The organism is Streptomyces sp. CB03238, from assembly GCF_002099185.1.
In the GTDB taxonomy this organism is placed as follows: Bacteria; Actinomycetota; Actinomycetes; order Streptomycetales; family Streptomycetaceae; genus Streptomyces.
The window spans coordinates 109,427-125,904 of record NZ_NBCN01000014.1 but is presented as its reverse complement, the minus strand read 5'-3'; the positions used below and the strand labels follow the sequence as shown (position 1 = coordinate 125,904).

9 protein-coding genes and 3 pseudogenes are annotated in these 16,478 nt (G+C 68.5%); 2 read left to right on the top strand and 10 right to left on the bottom strand.

Going from position 1 to position 16,478, the window contains the following annotated elements:
• Positions 1-348: 348 nt before the first annotated feature.
• The 7 genes and pseudogenes from pulA to BKD26_RS25210 all read right to left on the bottom strand — a co-directional run.
• The gene (gene pulA / locus BKD26_RS25240; protein ID WP_084902355.1) at positions 349-3,705 is read right to left on the bottom strand and encodes a pullulanase-type alpha-1,6-glucosidase; all 3,357 of its coding nucleotides are present in this window, start codon (positions 3,703-3,705) and stop codon (positions 349-351) included.
• Positions 3,706-3,787: 82 nt separating this feature from the next.
• Positions 3,788-5,482, bottom strand: a complete 1,695-nt coding sequence (locus tag BKD26_RS25235; RefSeq protein ID WP_084902352.1) for a glycoside hydrolase family 13 protein — start codon at positions 5,480-5,482, stop codon at positions 3,788-3,790.
• Between the two features lie 90 nt (positions 5,483-5,572).
• Positions 5,573-6,466, bottom strand: coding sequence for a sugar ABC transporter permease (locus BKD26_RS25230; RefSeq protein ID WP_084902349.1), 894 nt, complete (start codon positions 6,464-6,466; stop codon positions 5,573-5,575).
• Entirely contained in the window at positions 6,463-7,395 is a 933-nt protein-coding gene (locus tag BKD26_RS25225) for a sugar ABC transporter permease (RefSeq protein WP_241518823.1), read from the bottom strand. Before BKD26_RS25225 ends, BKD26_RS25230 begins: the two co-directional genes overlap by 4 nt.
• A gap of 155 nt (positions 7,396-7,550) precedes the next feature.
• On the bottom strand, positions 7,551-8,822 hold the full coding sequence (locus tag BKD26_RS25220) for an extracellular solute-binding protein (RefSeq protein ID WP_084902344.1): 1,272 nt from the start codon (positions 8,820-8,822) through the stop codon (positions 7,551-7,553).
• Positions 8,823-9,211: 389 nt separating this feature from the next.
• The gene (locus tag BKD26_RS25215) at positions 9,212-10,282 is read right to left on the bottom strand and encodes a LacI family DNA-binding transcriptional regulator (RefSeq protein WP_084902342.1); all 1,071 of its coding nucleotides are present in this window, start codon (positions 10,280-10,282) and stop codon (positions 9,212-9,214) included.
• 228 nt (positions 10,283-10,510) lie between these two features.
• Positions 10,511-11,074, bottom strand: a pseudogene (locus BKD26_RS25210) (phosphotransferase); the annotation flags it as partial.
• 278 nt (positions 11,075-11,352) lie between these two features.
• Between BKD26_RS25210 and BKD26_RS25205 the strand changes: the two are divergent.
• Positions 11,353-12,101: pseudogene (locus BKD26_RS25205) on the top strand (transposase family protein).
• Positions 12,102-12,180: 79 nt separating this feature from the next.
• Here the strand turns inward: BKD26_RS25205 and BKD26_RS25200 are convergent.
• Entirely contained in the window at positions 12,181-13,326 is a 1,146-nt protein-coding gene (locus tag BKD26_RS25200) for an SMI1/KNR4 family protein (protein WP_084902339.1), read from the bottom strand.
• 347 nt (positions 13,327-13,673) lie between these two features.
• Between BKD26_RS25200 and BKD26_RS25195 the strand changes: the two are divergent.
• A pseudogene (locus tag BKD26_RS25195) lies at positions 13,674-14,894 on the top strand (IS256 family transposase).
• A gap of 268 nt (positions 14,895-15,162) precedes the next feature.
• On the opposite strand, the gene BKD26_RS25190 reads toward BKD26_RS25195, so the two are convergent.
• Together BKD26_RS25190 and BKD26_RS25185 are read right to left on the bottom strand one after the other, a co-directional pair.
• Positions 15,163-15,957 carry a nuclease-related domain-containing protein gene (locus tag BKD26_RS25190; protein ID WP_084902337.1) on the bottom strand — a complete coding sequence of 265 codons (795 nt, stop codon included), beginning with the start codon at positions 15,955-15,957 and terminating at the stop codon, positions 15,163-15,165.
• A 186-nt stretch (positions 15,958-16,143) separates the two neighbouring features.
• Positions 16,144-16,464: a hypothetical protein gene (locus tag BKD26_RS25185; RefSeq protein WP_143662709.1), complete on the bottom strand. Its 321-nt coding sequence runs from the start codon at positions 16,462-16,464 to the stop codon at positions 16,144-16,146.
• Between the last annotated feature and the right edge of the window lie 14 nt (positions 16,465-16,478).

The following is a 16,478-nucleotide window of genomic DNA, read 5'->3' as shown; positions in this document are numbered from 1 at the left end:
CGGGCGGCGGGATGCCGCGGTGCGGGTGGTGAGGGAAGGCGGCGCTGGTGTCCCGACCAGCGGCGCGGCTCTGCGGCAGGACTCCGACTGCTGGCACGGACAGCATGCCGTCGAGGAACGCGATCGAGTGCTAATCCATGTGTAACTCAACTTAGTAACGTGGATAGTTGAGGTCGTCAATGGATCGAGCAGGACCCTTGTGGACCGTTACGGAAACACGCCGCTTCCAGGCCGTCTCGTGGTGCCGGGTGGGTGCCGGGGCCCGCCCGGGAGGCGGCGGAAGTACGGGCGGCCCGGTCGGGCAGCGCCTGCGCGCTGCCCGACCGGGCTGTCTTGGTGCTGGGGGTGTTACTTCTCGATGAAGACGGCGACGGTGTGGGCGGGGACGGTGAACGTGCCCGTCGCCCGGTCGAAGGACGCCGTCTTGACGACGGCGTCGCTGCCGCCGCTCTGGACGGGGTGCAGAACCTGCCGGGTGCCGGCGAGGTTCTCGACAGTCTGGGTCTGAGCGGTGGGTGTGGCGTTGTAGACGACGGTGACGGACCGGTAGGTGTCGAGGCCGCGGCCGTCGATGTGCTGGGCGATGACGCCCAGCTTCTCCGTCTTGGTCCCCGACAGCGGGAAGGTCAGGCGCTTGCTGACGGCCTCGGCGGTGCCGAGGGAGAACAGCGGCGTGGACTGCTTGATCCTCAGGTACTGCTGGAACTGGGCGGTGGTGTCACTGATCTCGGTGCAGCCGGGGCGCAGCGTCGGGTCGGCCAGCAGCGGCCTGGCGAGCGGCCATTGGCCACTGTTGGACTCGGCGAGCGGCAGGCCGCGGCCGAAGCCGTTGCCGGCGCGGCAGTCCCACTGGATGGCGTTGAACCAGTCGCCGCTGTCGTAGGAGTTGTGGTCCAGGGACTTCGAGCGGAGCAGGTCGGTGCCGCCCTGGGCCATGGACGGGCTCTGGGAGAGGGTGCTCGTGGCGAGTGCGAGGGCCTGGAGGCGGGCTCGGGCCGCCGGGGTGGTGCTGGGCGCAAGCTTGTAGGCGAGGGCGTCGAACAGGGCGAGGTTGTCGTGGGCCTCGACGTAGTTGACGGCTTCACCAGGTGAGGCGGTGTAGCCGGCCGGCTGGCCGTTGTAGTCGATCTGGGCGCCGGTGCGGCGGGTGCCGTCGCTGGTGGTGAAGGCGTAGTCGGCGAGGTTGCCCGCCAGGCCGGTCTTGACCAGATCCATGTCGTGGAGCAGGCGGGTCTTCTGCTGCTCGGGGGTGCCGTTGACCTCGGCCCCGTTGGGGGCGGTGAACAGGCCGCTGGCGAAGCCCTGCCCACGGGGGTCGGCGTCGGAGATGCCGCCGCCGCGGGCGCCGTCACGGAGCCGGTCGTTGAAGGTGCCGATGCCGGTGCCGGCCATGTTCTTCTGGGTGGCCTGGACGAAGCGGGCGTCGCCCGCGACGATTCCGTAGTTCCAGCCCTCGCCGTACAGGAGGCTGGCCTTGCCGTCGATGCCGTCGCGGCCGGGGGTCAGCTTGGCCAGGGACGACTTGACGTCGAGCATGGTCTGCTTGGGGTCCAGGCCCATGAGGTCGAAGCGGAAGCCGTCGATGCGGTAGTGCTTGGCCCAGGTGGTGACGGAGTCGACGACGAGCTTGTTCATCATCGCGTTCTCGGGGGCGGTGTCGGCGCAGCAGCTGTCGCGGGTGACGGTGCCGGTGTCGTCCAGGCGCTGGTAGTAGCCGGGAACGATCTTGTCGAGGACGGAGGCGGGGTCCTGTCCGGCGGCGGCGGTGTGGTTGTAGACGACGTCCATGACGACGCTGAGGCCGGCGTCGTGGAGGGCCTTCACCATCCGGCGGAACTCGACGATGCGGTCGGTGCCGTCAGGCGCGGTGGCGTAGGCGCCCTCGGGGGCGGTGAAGTGGAAGGGGTTGTAGCCCCAGTTGTAGGCGTCGCGGGCCTGGGTGGAGGCGACGCACGCCTGCTGCTCGGGCGAGTCGGGGGCCATGGCGTCCATGTCGCAGGACGGGGCGGCCTGGTCGGCGCGGAGCTCGGGGGTGCCGGCGAAGTCGAAGGCGGGCAGGAGTTGGACGGTGGCGACGCCGGCGGCCTTGAGGTCCTTCAGGTGCTTCATGCCGCGCGAGCCGGGCTCGGCGAAGGCCAGGTAGGTGCCGCGCTTGTCGGCGGGCACGCTCGTGTCGGCGGAGGAGAAGTCGCGGATGTGGACTTCCTGGATCTGCTGCTTCTCCAGGGGAAGCGCCTTCGGAGGCCGTGTCTCGTCCCAGCCCTTGGGTGCCGTGGCACGGTCCTCGAGGTCGACGATCTGGCTGCGCTGCGAGTTCGCCGACAGCGACAGCGAGTACGGGTCGGTGACGATGTTGGTGACGGTCTTCTGCGCCGCGGGCGACCACACCTCGACCTGGTAGTGGTAGTAGAGGCCCTTCCAGTCCTTCTCACCGTGCACCGACCACACGCCGGTGCTGCGGTCGAGCGTCAGCGGCAGGACCCGGGCCTTGGCGGAGGAGGGGCTGTCGTACAGCTCGATGCCGACGGACTGGGCGGTCGGCGCCCACAGGGAGAGGGTCGGGCGTTTGTCGCGGAAGACGGGGCCGAGGGTGGCCTTGCCGGCCTCGGCCGCGTACAGGGCGTCGAGGACGCCGGCGGTCTGCAGCCCGGTGGCATTGATGAGCTGCCCGTCGGGGCCGATGGCCGCGACGGCGCTCTGGCCCTTGACGAGTTCGCGGGCCTTGGCGGCCCAGGCGGCGGGGACGCGCAGCGCGCCGAGCTTCGCCAGGTGCGGGTACGTGGCCTTCACGGACTTCGGAAGGCCCTCCGGGTCGTACCGGAGGGGGATGCTGGTGCCGCCGGTGATGCCGGTCCCTCCGGCCGCGAGGCCGCCGTCGGGGGCGGTCGCCAGCTGGTAGGTGGTGCCGGCGGGGCTGTCCTCGACGTCCCAGGCGATCAGGTCCGGGGCGAGCCAGTGACCGGAACGGGGAGCCAGGCTCGGCTTCGGTTTGCCCGGATAGAAGCTCAGCGTCTTGGAGGCGGTGCTGTAGGCGAAGGTGGTCTCCGCCCCGTCGGCAGCCACGGTGAACGTGGTCTTGTCACCGGTGGGCTGGGCGGGCAGGCCGAGGCCGGGCTGCACGGTGTGGGTGCCGGCCGGGAGCTTGGTGGTGGTGAAGGTGGCGATGCCGTCGCCGTCGGGATCGGTCAGCCAGGACGCCAGGCAGTCGGCGGCGCCGTCCGTCGCACAGCCCAGCTCGCTTTGGAAGGTGCCGAGCGCGGTGACCAGCGTGGTGCTGAGGGTGTCGGTGATCCAGTGGGTGACCGGGTCGTAGACGAAGGTGACCTCGGCGCCTCCGGCGGGCACGGTCAGCGGGATGTTCGCGCCTCCGGGCGTCGCGTTCAGGCCGTAGTTGACGGCCCAGCTCCGGTCGAGGGCTGCCTTGTAGTTGTACGTGCCGGCGGCCAGGCGTGCGGTCAGCGCCCAGGTGCCGTCGGGGCGGAGCCGCATCTGGGCCTGGTCGCAGTCGGGCGCCCAGTCTCCGGCGCAGCCGAGCTGGTGGTCGAAGTCGGAGGCGACGGCGACCGTGGTGGGCTGGGAAGCCTCGGCGTCGTCGGCGGCGATGGCCGGGATCGCGGCGGTGCCGGCGACGAGGCTGAGGGCCAGGGCGGCTGACCTCCTCGTCAGGCGGCCACGGCCGCGCGCGGAGGTGGAACGGGATGTCATGGGCACCTCGTTGTGTCGCGGGGGAGGTTGTGGCTTGCCTGCTGACGGCCCTGGAGGGGGCCGTCAGCAGGTACAGGGAGGGTCAGGCGGTCGTCCACCAGGCAGTGGTGTCCGCCGGCTGCACGGTGTGGGTGTCACCGGCCGTGACGCGGTCGCTGGCCATGAGGAGCCGACCGGGGGTGGGGAGGGTGACGGGGGCGTCGGTGACGTTGACCGTGCAGAGGAACGCCGGGCCGTCATCGGTGGTGCGCTCGAAGACGAGGACACCGTCGGGGCTCGGAAGCCGGCGCAGGTTGTCGGCGCCGCCGAGAGCGGGGTGGTCGCGGCGCAGGGCGAGCGCGCTGCGGTACATCTCCAGGGTGGAGTCGGGGTCGCCGGTCTGGGCCTCCACGCTGAGGGCCGCCCATGTGTCGGGCTGGGGAAGCCAGCTCGGGCCGTCCTCGACGCTGTTGAAGCCGTAGGGGGCGCGGGTGCCGGACCAGGGGATCGGGACACGGCAGCCGTCACGGAAGCCGTCCTGGCCCGCGCCGCGGAAGTAGGCGGGGTCTTGGCGGACTTCGTCGGGCAGGTCGGTGACGTCGGGAAGGCCCAGTTCCTCGCCCTGGTAGATGTAGGCCGACCCGGGAAGGGCGAGCATGAGGAGGGTCGCCGCCCGCGCGCGGCGCAGGCCGAGCTCGCGGTCTCCGGCCTCGCGGATCTGGGTGCCCAGGCCCGGCGGGTTGGCGAAGCGGGTGGCGTGCCGGGTGACGTCGTGGTTGGACAGGACCCAGGTGGCCGGGGCGCCGACCGGCCGCATCGCGCGCAGGGTGCCCTCGATGACGTCCCGCAGCGGTTGCGCCTGCCAGGCGGTGGCGAGGTACTGGAAGTTGAACGCCTGGTGCAGTTCGTCGGGGCGGACGTAGTTCGCGGTCCGCTCCAGGGTCGGGGCCCATGCCTCGGCGACGCCGATCCGCTCGCCGTCGTACTCCGCGAAGATGGTGTGCCAGTCGCGGTAGATCTCGTGGACGCCGTCCTGGTCGAAGCAGGGGCCGGCGTCGTTGCCCAGGAGCTTCAGCCGCTCGTGGTCGCCGAGATCGGGCAGGCCGTCGGCCTTGACCAGGCCGTGCGCGACGTCGATGCGGAAGCCGTCGACGCCGAGGTCGAGCCAGAACCGCAGGATGGAGCGGAACTCGTCGCGGACCGCAAGGTGTTTCCAGTTGAAGTCGGGCTGCTGGGGCGCGAACAGGTGCAGATACCACTGACCCGGGGTGCCGTCGGGGTTCTTCGTGCGCGTCCAGGCCGGTCCGCCGAAGACGGACTCCCAGTCGTTGGGCGGCAGTTCCCCGTGCTTGCCCTTTCCGTCGCGGAAGTGGAACCGCTCACGTATGCGGGAGGCCGGGCCCTCACGCAGGGCTTGCTGGAACCAGGCATGCTGGTCGGAGCAGTGGTTGGGGACCAGGTCGACGAGGATCCTGAGGCCCAGGCGGTGTGCTGCGCCGATGAGGACGACGGCATCGTCGAGGGTGCCGAACATCGGGTCGACCACGCGGTAGTCGGCAACGTCGTAGCCGGCGTCGGCCTGGGGGGAGGCGTAGAACGGCGACAGCCACACGGCGTCCACGCCGAGGTCGCGCAGATAGGGCAGGCGGCTGGTGATGCCGGGCAGATCGCCCATGCCGTCTCCGTCGGCGTCGGCGAAGCTGCGGGGGTAGACCTGATAGATCACCGCCTCCCGCCACCAGTCCGTGGCGGGACGCGACGAGGCGGGCGGGTGGGCAGCAGCGAGCAACTGGGACATGAATACGAGTCCTCACGTCAGGGCGCGGCGGAGCGGCACGCCGGCGTGAACGGGGTCAATATGAGGGCGCGTTGCGCCTGGGGCCGGGGCTCAGCCCTTGGTGCCGCCGGCCGTCAGGCCGGCCACGAGGTGCTTTTGCGCGACGTAGAACACCGCGCCGGCGGGTACGGCGATCAGGACCGAGGTGGCGGCCAGGTAGTTCCACTGGGAGTTGAACTGGCTCACGTAGGTCTGCAGGCCGACCGCGAGGGTGTACCGCTCCTCGGTGAGCATGAACTTCGAGGCGAAGGCGACCTCGCCCCAGGCGGTGATGAAGGTGTAGAAGGCGGCGACCGAGAGGCCGGGCCGGGCCAGGGGGAGGACCAGCCGCCAGAAGGTACCGAACGGGGAGAGCCCGTCGATGCGGCCGGCCTCGTCGATCTCGGCGGGGATGGTGTCGAAGTAGCCCTTGAGGAGCCAGGCACAGTAGGGCACCGCGGTCGAGCAGTAGATCAGGACCAGACCGCCGTAGGTGTCCAGGAGGCCCAGGCTGCCCATGATCTTGTAGAGGGGGACCATGAGGACGGCGACCGGGAACATCTGGGTGAGCAGGAACGTGTACATCAGCGAGCCGCGGCCGAGGAACTTCATCCGGGAGACGGCGTAGGCGGCGCTGGCCGCGATGAGGACACCGATGAGCATGGTGCCGAAGGCGACGATGAGGCTGTTGAGCATCCACGTGCCGAAGCCGGTGTTCTGGATGACGTGGGTGTAGTTGTCCAGCGTCGCGTTGCCCAGGATGCGGGAGGGGTGCTGGTAGTCGTTCTTGTCCGGGCCGAGGGAGATGTAGAAGATCCACAGGACCGGGAAGACGGCGATGAAGGAGCCGGCCGCGAGCAGCGCGTGCAGGGAGACGGAGGCCGAGCGCCGGCGGCTGCTGCGCAGGCGGCGGGGGTCGTTCTCGGCCGCAAGGCGTCCGGTCGGCGGGGTGGTCGTGGTGGTCATGCGAGGACCCCCTCGTTGTTGCGCTTGAGCCAGCGGCGGTAGACGCTCGTGAAGACCACCAGCAGCGACAGGCACAGGATCCCGACGGTCGCGGAGCGGGCGTAGTCCTGGGGCTGCTGGCCGAAGAAGAGCCGGTAGGCGTAGGTCACAAGGATCTGGACGCTGTCGCTGTTGCCGCCGAAGAGCAGGAAGATCACATTGAACTGGTTGAAGGTCCAGATCACACCGAGCAGGATGACGGTGCTGCTCACGGGGCGCAGACCGGGCAGGGTGACGTTGACGAAGCGCTGCCAAGGCGTGGCGCCGTCCATCTCGGCCGCCTCGTAGAGTTCGCGGGGGATGGACTGCAGTCCGCCGAGCATGGAGACCATCATGAACGGCACCCCGCACCAGATGTTCACGGCGATCGCGGCGGCCTTCTGCGCGAAGGGGTCGCTGAGCCACGACGGTCCGTCCAGCCCGATGGCGAGCAGGACTTGGTTGACGACACCGTCGTCGGCGAGAATCAGTCGCCACGCGAAGATCGTCACGAAGGTCGGCACGGCCCAGGGCAGGATCAGCAGCATCCGGTAGAAGCCGCGGGCCTTGATCTCCCGGTTGATGGCCACGGCGAAGCCGAGCCCGATGCCGTAGGTGAGGGTGACGCAGGCGATGGTCCACACGACGGTCCACGTGAAGTGGGGCCAGAACTGGTTGTTGGGACCGGTGAGGATCTCGGTGTAGTTCTTCAGCCCGACCCAGGAGAAGGTGTCCGGGATCGTGTTGACGCCGATGGTGCGTCCGACGTTCTGGCTGGTGGCGTCCGTGAACGTCAGGTAGATCCCCTGGATCAGGGGGTAGGCGACGACAGCGCCCAGGACCAGGACGACGGGCACGCACATGGCCCAGGCGTACCAGTACTGGTCGTAGGAGTTCTTGATGCGTCGCATCGGACCGCGGCCGGAGCCCCGGTCGTGGTGACTCTGGCGGGCAGGCTTGCCCTCGACGACGGTGGTCATCTCGGCACCTCATGGGACAAGGACGGGAAGGAGCGTCAGCGGAGCGGGCCACCCCCTGGCGCGGCAGGGGGCAGCCCTCGGTGGCCTTACGGGGTGCTGAACTCCGGCAGGAGCTTCTTCGCCTCGGCGGCGGCCTTGTCCAGCCCGGCCTCGGTGCTCTCCTGCTTCGAGACGATCTTGATCAGCTGCGTCTCGAACGGCGTGTAGAGCGAGGAGTACTCGGCCAGCGGCTGGCGCGGCTTCCCGGCGCCCAGGAGCTTCGCGTAGCCGGCGATGCCGGGGTTCGCGGTCACCTCAGCGGTGTAGGCGTCGTCCCGGGTTGGCAGGGTGCCATTGGCCAGCGCGACCTTCTGCTGCGCGTCCGCGGAGGTCATGAAGGCGATGAACTTCTGCGACGCCTCCTGGTGCGCGGCGTCCGAACCGGCGTAGGCGACGAGGTTGTGACCGCCCAGCGGTGCGCCCTGGCCGGCGCTGCCGGCGGGCAGGGCGGCGATGCCGAGGTTGTTCCTGCCCTTGAACGCGGAGCCCTTGAAGACGTTCGCGTTCTCCCAGGGACCCTGGATGATCGAGGCGACCTTGCCGCTGTTGAACGCGTCCATGATGTTGGCGTACGCGTTGCTGGTGGTGTCGAGCTCGCGCAGGCCCGGGGCGGCGAGAACCGAGGTGAGGGTGTCTATGCCCTTGACGGCGGCCGGCGAGTTCAGCGTGATCCGCTTCTTCTCCGTGTCGACCATGTCAGTGCCCTCGCCATACAGGAACGGCATGGCGTAGTACGCCTGCGGGTTGAAGGCGAAGCCGTCGACACCGGTCTCCTTCTTCACCTTCGCCATGTCCGCCTTGAGCTCGTCCCAAGTGGTCGGCGCCTCGGTGATGCCCGCCTTCTCGAACAGGGCCTTGTTGTACATCAGCGCGAGCGTGTCGGTGACCTGCGGGACGCCGTAGAGCTTGCCGTCGTACTTCGCCTGCTCGATCAGGTTCGGCTTGAACTTCGCGCTCTCCGAGGCCGCGGGCGTGCCGTCGAGCGGGGCCAGGAAGCCCGCCTGGGCGAAGCCGGGCGTCCACCCGACATCGGCGCGCAGCACGTCCGGGGCGCCCTTGCTGCCCGCCGCGGTCTGGAACTTGGTCTGCGCGTCACCGAAGGGCACGTTGACGTACTTGACCTTGATGCCGGGATTGGCCTTCTCGAAGTCCTTGACCAGGGCCTTGAAGGTTCCGGCTTCGTTCGTGGCGTCCGAGGTGTCCCACCAGGTGATCGTCACCGGGCCGGAGCTGTCGGAGCCGGAGCTGCCGCTGGAGCAGGCAGTCGCGGAGAGGGTGAGAGCCGCTGTGACGACGGCTGCCGCAAGACCACGGCGCATGAGGAACTCCTCGGAGGAAAAGTCTGACCGGAAGGGCGGCCCGGACGCTGCCGCCGGAGCGGGACGGGACCGGCGGCAGCAGGCGATCAAGCACCTCCCTCACATACCGGCGGGAAAGGAGGCCGGGCCGCGGTGGGCTCCCCGGCCGTTCGGAACAGAGCTCCGAGTGGCCGGTGAGCCCACCGCGAGCCCTTTGACGCCGCAGACGTTAGCAGGTTATTAACAGGAGTTAGTTAACGTTTGTGTAACGTGGGCGTCGCTGGTTTGCCCGCTGTCCCACGGGACGGTCCGGGTGAGCAAAGACGATCTTGACCTGGGAAAACGCGCGCCCCGTTACGCCGGGACGGCGGACGGGGCGCGGGCGGACGGGCCGCGGGGGATGCAGGGGGTCAGTCGGTGACGGCGGGGTGAGCCGTGGAGTCCCTCACGATCAGGTGGGTGCCCAGCAGTTGGTGCGGGTGCTGATCCTCTCCTCTGATCGTCGAGCACAAGAGGTCCGCCGCCGTACGGCCCTTGGTCGTGATCGCCTGCCGTACGGTGGTCAGGCGGGGCCTCATCCAGGACGCGTCCGGAAGGTCGTCGTAGCCCGTGACGGACACGTCGCGAGGGACGTCCAGGCCCAGGTCGTGGAGAGCGTCGACCGCCCCGAAGGCGAGGATGTCCGACATGGCGACGATCGCGGTGGCGGGCCGGGACGCCATGAACTGCTTGGTGGCCCGAAATCCGTCCATGCGTGTGGCGGGAATTTCGACGATCTCGATGTCCGCCAGGCTCATCCCCACGTCCTCCAGGGCGCGGGTCACGCCGGCCATGCGGCGCGCGAGCGGTCCCCGGTAGCCGCGCTCGGCTCGCTCGGGACCCGGATCGATCGACAGCAGCGTGATGCGGCGATGGCCGAGATCCAGGACGTGGCGCACCGCTTCGTAGGCGCCGCCCTCGTCGTCGACGTCCACACTGGAGACGCCGTCATGAGGGCTGCTGTCGACGAGCACGAAGGGGATCCCGCGGCGGCGCAGCTCGGCCACCTCGCCCCGGTCGTGCTCCAGGCCGCACACGATGAAGCCGTCGACCGCCGCGTACGGGATCGCCTTGAGCATGCTGTCCCGCAGTGGCGGAGTGAGCAGCAGGGTGTACCCCTGCTCGTCGCAGACCTGCCCCACACCGGTGAGGAACCGGGAGTAGTACGGGTTCTCCATGACGCGAGCGAGGTTCTGGGGCAACAGCACCCCCAGGGACTGGGTCTGGCCAGCCTTGAGCATGCGGGCCAGGGTGTTCGGGGCGTAGCCCAGTTCCTTGGCCGCGGCCAGGATGCGGTCCCGGGTCGCGGCCGAAAGCTTCTCGGGGCTGTTGAACGCGAACGACACCGCCGACCGCGAGACGCCCGCGGCCTTCGCTACGTCGTTGGCCGTAGGTCGCGCCTTTCCGTCGCTCGCGGTGGCCCCGGGCGTTCTGGCCGGCATGTCAGTCCCCCGTGTCGGTAAACGATTACTAACGATATAGCGCACGGCCGCCCTCCGGCGCCACCAGCACCCCGGAACGGTGTCGTCGGCGGTGGGGGCGCCCCCGTCCCTCCCCCCTGCGGCCGCCATTAACTCATTAATAAATTGAGTTAGCAAACCGCTGGCAACGTACTGTCGATAACCAGTCACTAGGCGCGAGACGGCGCTCCGAGCGGATCCGCGCGAGAGTCAGCGGTAGGTCGTCGTGGTGAGGCGTCGCAACGCGAGGTGGGCGGGTGGGCGCCAGGTGGGCTTGCCGCCGGTGCGCCCGTGGACGCCGGCGTCTCCGATGAGGATGCAGTTGAGAGCGCACAGCGCTGCCCACTCGCGGGCGTGACGCAGCGTCGCGGTGTCCGGAGTCGGCTGGTAGGTCTCGTAGAAGCGGTCGGCGGCGCCGTCCGGCAGCAGTATCCAAGAGCGGCGAGGTCGCAGGCCGGATCGCCCGCGCAGACGTCGCCGAAGTCGATCACGCCGCAGAAGGTGCCGTCCGCGGTGAGGGCGTTGGCCGGATGCAGGTCGCCATCGAGCCACAGTGTCGGGCCCGTTCAGTCGGGCGTGGCGGCGGCCTCTTCCCAGGCCGCGCACGGCGTCCGGGTTCGGGATCAGCCCCGTTCGGTGGCCGACGTGAGCTGCTTTGGCGAACTGCTCGGCATGGTCGCCCAGCGGCCTTCCGCGATCGCGGCCGGTGGGCACCCCGGCGGGAGCGGAACGGTGAAGGGCCGTAAGGAAGGCGGCCAAGGCGTCGGCCGATTCCTCGTTCGGATAGGACCAGTTCGGCGTCCTCGGCGGTATTCTCAGCAACGCCCGCCGCGAGAGCCGCCGCTCCGCCGGAACGGCGCGATGATCTTCCGAACGGCGTCGACCGCGCCCCAGCTGTCGTCGCCATGGGCGATAGCGCTGAGGTGTTCCCGAAGATTGAGTTCTTCAAGTTGCTCACCGATCGGGTGATGGGCCGTGAAGCGCAACGAACGAGGCCCCCGAGCTGTTGATCGAGATGTCTGACGTCTCAATCACGTTGCTCGGGGGCCTCGTTGGTCATCCATCCTGCCGCACTTGACCTGCCGCATGCGCTCGTGGAGTGGGTCACCATGCTGGTTGTCACCCGTGAGGGCGACCGGCGCTGCAAGCTCCGTCCGTCTCAGCGGGCGATGGTGGCACTGGTGTACCTACGAGAGCACACCACTCTGGCGAAGATCGCCGCCGGGTTCGGGATCAGCGAGTCCACCGCCCACTCCTACACCCGCGCGGTCGTCGATCTGCTCGCCGAACGAGCACCGGGTCTGCTCAAGACGCTGCGCGAGCACGATCCCGACTCCATCCTGCTTGACAGCACCCTCGCCGAGTGCGACCGGGTCGGCGACGGCCGGGCCGACTACTCCCACAAACACCGGCGCCACGGCGTGAACGTGCGGGTCGTCACCGACCTCTGCGGCCGGCCGCTGTGGCTCTCGCCCGCCCTGCCGCGCCGCACACACGACCTGACCGCCGCCCGCACCCACCGGACCATCCGGATCTGCGAGCGCCAGGGCGTTCCCATCCTGGCTGATCTCGCCTACCAAGGCGCAGGACCGTGGCTGACGACCGGCATCAAACGCAAGCCACTCCAGGAACTCACTTCTACCGAGAAGACCCTCAACCGGGCGCTGGCCGCAGCACGAGCGCCCGTTGAACGCGGCGTCGCGAGCCTGAAGTCCTGGCGGATCTTCCGCAGGTCCCGGTGCAGCCCAACCGCATGACGTCAATCGTCAAGGCCATCCTCACGCTGGAGCGGCAGCGCTGAAGAAGCTCACTGTGATTGAGCGCTTCGTCTGGCGATAACCGCCACATGAAGCGCTCACGCGGAACCGAAACCCCTGGGGTCAGTCCTGATCTTGGGTGTACTGAGCCGCGTACCAACTGGAGTCGATGGCGGGGTTGCGCAGCGCCCCCCAGAATCGGTCGTCAGGTATCGGTGGCAGTGGCGGATGGCCCAGGTCCGCATGCAGGTCCGCACGCCAGTCGAGAGTGAAGTGACTTCGCATGTTCGCGCTCTCGCACACGGACCTGTACGGGGACCCCCAGATCCCGAGGGCTATCTGCTCCGCGGCCCACCTGCGCGTGCGGTCTCGTCCGGTGTCGGCCTGCGCGAGCACCGAGCGGAGTCGCAAGGCGAGCGGGCCGGTCTGGTCCGGCTGTGGCGGCGCCACACCGCGCTCCCAAGTGTCCAGGGCTTCCTTGACCTCCGGGTAGTTGTTCAGGCCCGTTTCGACCGCCAGTCTGCGCAGCTGCTTCCGCGCGGCGTCGACCACCCGCTCATACGGCAGGACTGCGATCAGCGCACCGAGTTCCTCATGCCCGTCCAGGTGGCTCACGTGGAGGAGGTCGGGGGGACTGTAGGACAGGTCCAGCTCCGGCAGCTGCTCATCCGGTCCGGGAAGGGGCTCGTCGGCACTGCACTGCGGCCTGGCAGGCAGAGGCCCCTCCCAGAACAGCCGGCCGTTGAACGTGACGACACCAGCGTCCTGGCCGCGCTCAAGCTTGCCGGCCAATTCGGCCAGATGCTCACCCAGCGAGTCGGCCTCTCCGAAACTGGTGCCGGTCTCGTCGAAGAACCGCCCGATCGCGCCGAAGGAGTCCCGCCCAGTACGGCAATCCATCAGAAGACCGTCCGACGTCACGTCGTAAGAACCGAACTTCACGTAGTCGTGAAGCCAGTAGCCCTCGGTCTCCCCGTCGAGGCCCTGGTCGATGCCGCGCATGAACCCGGTGTCCCCGAGGATTCCGCTCACTCCGAGCAGCCGATCGCCCGTGCTGAACCGGAAAGCCTCAGGTCCCTCCAGCGCCCCGTTGTGCCGGAGGAGTGAAGCAACCAGGTCCGGAGGAAAGGTGACCCCCAGTTCCTGTTGCGCTGCTGCGATCTCCTCGTCTCCTGCGGGCGACCGAAGCGTGGCAAAAGTGCGGGGCGCGTGCTCGCGCAGCCACGCGTCGATGCGAGTCCATGAGTCCTGGACCAGGTCTGATGTCATAGAGCCGACCTTAGAGCCAGCGGCTGACAACAGCTTGATCGTCGCTCACCGGCCTTGCCGCCGGGTTGGCGTTCAGGCCGGCAAGCTCGAGTGGACCCTTGTCCCGGCTCACCAAGCTGCTGGCACCGGACGCTGCAGCCGCCCACTCGACACTGAAGCGCTCAGTCGTAATCACCCGATCGGTGGCGATGGCGTCCCGCTGTGTGGTGTAGGTGATCTCCGCGGTTGTGTGCGCGGGTGCCGCTCCCTGGAGTGCACCGCTTGCCGGTCAATACTCCCTGCTCAACTGGCAGGCCACCGTGCAACTGTTCTTGGTGAACGGGCAGTTCGACCGAGGAGGATGCACGGTGGCCTTGTCCCAGCATGACCTACTTCGCCTGCTTGAGTCACTACGTTCGGCAGATGGTCTTGAACTTGTCCGCGAGGTGGCCGAACGGCTGTTGCAGGAACTGATCGAGGCCGAGGCCACCGCGAAGATCGGCGCCGAGTGGGGCGAGCACTCTGAGACCCGCACGACCTGGCGCAACGGCCACCGCGAGAAGACCGTGACCACCCAGGCCGGCGACCTGGAACTCGCGATCCCGAAACTGCGGGCCGGGAGCTTCTTCCCCAGCCTGCTCGAGCGGCGACGACGCATCGACCAGGCCCTCTACGCGGTAATCATGGAAGCCTACGTCAGCGGCGTCTCCACCCGCTCCGTCGACGACCTGGTCAAGGCCCTCGGCTCGGACACCGGTATATCGAAGAGCGAGGTCTCACGGATCTGCGCCGACCTGGACGAACAACTGGAAGCGTTCCGGTCCCGGCCGCTGGACCACATCCGCTTCCCCTACCTGTTCCTCGACGCCACCTACGTGAAAGCACGTGTCGACCACCGGATCGTCTCCCAGGCGATCGTCATCGCCACCGGCGTCACCCAGGACGGCGGCGCGAAGTCGTCGGCGTCATGGTCGGCGACCACGAGAGCGAAGCCTTCTGGGCCCTGTTCCTGCGTCACCTGCGAGAACGCGGCCTGAGCGGTGTCCGCCTGGTCATCTCCGACAGCCACAGCGGCCTGGTCAAAGCCATCCGCAAGGTCATGCTCGGCGCCGCCTGGCAGCGCTGTCGGGTCCACTTCGTCCGCAACGTCTTCGCCGTCATTCCGAAAGGCTCGGCGGAGATGGTCGCCGCCACGATCCGCACCGTGTTCGCCCAGCCCACCGCCGAAGCGGTCCGCGACCAGCTCGACATAGTCGCCGACATGCTCGGCCGCCAGTTCCCCAAGGTCAGAGGGATGCTGCTGGACGCGAAGGAGGATCTGACCGCGTTCGCGGACTTCCCGCACCAGCACTGGAAGAAGATCCAGTCGACGAACCCGCTCGAGCGGCTGAACCGGGAGATCAAACGCCGCACCGACGTGGTTCAGGTCTTCCCGAACCCGGAAGCCGTCCTGCGACTCGCGACCGCGGTCCTCGCCGAACGCCACGACGAATGGATCGTCTTCCCCCGCCGCTACCTCTCCAATGAGAGGCATGGACGCCCTCTATCCCGACACTCCGGTCGTCCTGCCGGCCACGTCAGACGACTGATCGCTTACACCCCGCGAAGGGACATGACCGCAGCGGCGGTCAGGACTCGGCCGTGTGGGGGACGTGGAGTGGGCGGAAACGGATGCCGCAGTGTGCCTTCAGCCGGTGCCGGCTGTACGAGCTTGAACACCATGCGGGCCGCCGCCCGTTGGGCGGCACAGGCGGACAGGCGCGGGGGCGGCGGTGGCGGAGGGGAGGCGGCAAGGCGCGGGAAGAACTCGGTGGCCCCCCGGAACCCGCGCCGACATCGACCAATTCACGGCGTGTTTCATCGGCGTCGTGATCCACGGCGCTGCGCGTGGAATTTGTGGTCGCGGCGTATCAGCGCAGCGATCTTGTGGCAGGTGCCGGCGTCGAAGACCGGCCACTGGGCCTGGATGGAGTCCAGCAGGTAGTGCGTGCCGATGCTCACCACATCGATGGGGCAGTTGTCGCAGACGCCCAAGCTCGCCCGGTCGTTGATGACCGCGACAGCTGTGTGGACCGTGGTGTACACGCCGCGCGTGGCGAGGAAGGTCTGCAGGGCGGAGGCGGGCTCGCTGACCTGACGGCCCCAGCTGCGGCCTCGGCGGTCCGTCAACGCTCCCTGGCCGACGAGATTTCCGTACCGGTCATACTTTTCATAACTCCAGTAGTCGCCCTGTATGTGCACGCATACGTTGCGTCCTTTGACCTCAATCGCCCAGACACCGCCCGGTCCGACGAGGAGGTGGTCGATCTCGCCTCTGCGGTTGGTGTACCCGCGGAACAAGAGCCATTCGTCCGACAGTTCTTGGAGCGCGTGGGTCACCGTGTCCTCGGCGAGCACTCCTGCTTCCTGCTGCGCCCGGCGGTGGAGGAGTGCCGGATCGATGACTGGTGCTTTGGCCTCCAGCTCGCGCACCTCAAAGTACTGCGTCAGCCGCTTGCCGAGCTGCCACCACCGCCGTGACGCGGCGTGCCGTGCTCGAAGGTCCGCGACAGCCGCTGAGTGCTCGGCAACGTCGTGATGGTGGCGTTCGATCGCCCCCTCGGTCTGCCGGAGTTGACGGCCGGGGTGGTCGGAAAGCACTTCGGTCAGCATCGTCGCAGTCTATGAATCCGCGAATGCGCTCGGCTACGAAAAGCGCGATGGCGTCCCGCCGGGTGGTGTGAGGGATCAAGGCACTGGGATTCGCAGGCCGGAGGCGGGGTTCCACCGCGCGAACGGTCTGACTCGCCTCAGCAGGGCGCATCGTGGGCCGCCGCTTCCGCGGCGATCGTCAGGGATTCAAACCGGAACGCGTAACCCTTGATCCCCTACACCACGATGCGGGGCACGACCGTGCGTCATCGGCAGGTGCGCTGCGACCAGGACAACTTGGCCGCCACGCCGCTGCCGACGTATGAACATCCACGGGGTCTTGTCCGCCAAGGCGCACTGACACTGGCCGCCCCGCTGGTCGGTGAGGCACTGCAGCAAAGTGCGGTCACGCTGCCCGACGGGCTGAATGATCTCTTCCAGCAACCCCAGCCGGTTGGGGTGACCGAGATCCTCGTAGGTCAAGTTGATCTCAATGCCGTACTTCGTATGGAACACCCCATTGGCCATGCAATCGACGGTAA

Excerpts from the sequence above, each read along its gene's own strand:
- pulA (WP_084902355.1), bottom strand. The coding sequence starts at position 3,705 with ATGACATCCCGTTCCACCTCCGCGCGCGGCCGTGGCCGCCTGACGAGG.
- BKD26_RS25235 (WP_084902352.1), bottom strand. The coding sequence starts at position 5,482 with ATGTCCCAGTTGCTCGCTGCTGCCCACCCGCCCGCCTCGTCGCGTCCC.
- BKD26_RS25230 (WP_084902349.1), bottom strand. The coding sequence starts at position 6,466 with ATGACCACCACGACCACCCCGCCGACCGGACGCCTTGCGGCCGAGAAC.
- BKD26_RS25225 (WP_241518823.1), bottom strand. The coding sequence starts at position 7,395 with ATGCGACGCATCAAGAACTCCTACGACCAGTACTGGTACGCCTGGGCC.
- BKD26_RS25220 (WP_084902344.1), bottom strand. The coding sequence starts at position 8,822 with ATGCGCCGTGGTCTTGCGGCAGCCGTCGTCACAGCGGCTCTCACCCTC.
- BKD26_RS25215 (WP_084902342.1), bottom strand. The coding sequence starts at position 10,282 with ATGCCGGCCAGAACGCCCGGGGCCACCGCGAGCGACGGAAAGGCGCGA.
- BKD26_RS25200 (WP_084902339.1), bottom strand. The coding sequence starts at position 13,326 with ATGACATCAGACCTGGTCCAGGACTCATGGACTCGCATCGACGCGTGG.
- BKD26_RS25190 (WP_084902337.1), bottom strand. The coding sequence starts at position 15,957 with ATGCTGACCGAAGTGCTTTCCGACCACCCCGGCCGTCAACTCCGGCAG.
- BKD26_RS25185 (WP_143662709.1), bottom strand. The coding sequence starts at position 16,464 with ATGGCCAATGGGGTGTTCCATACGAAGTACGGCATTGAGATCAACTTG.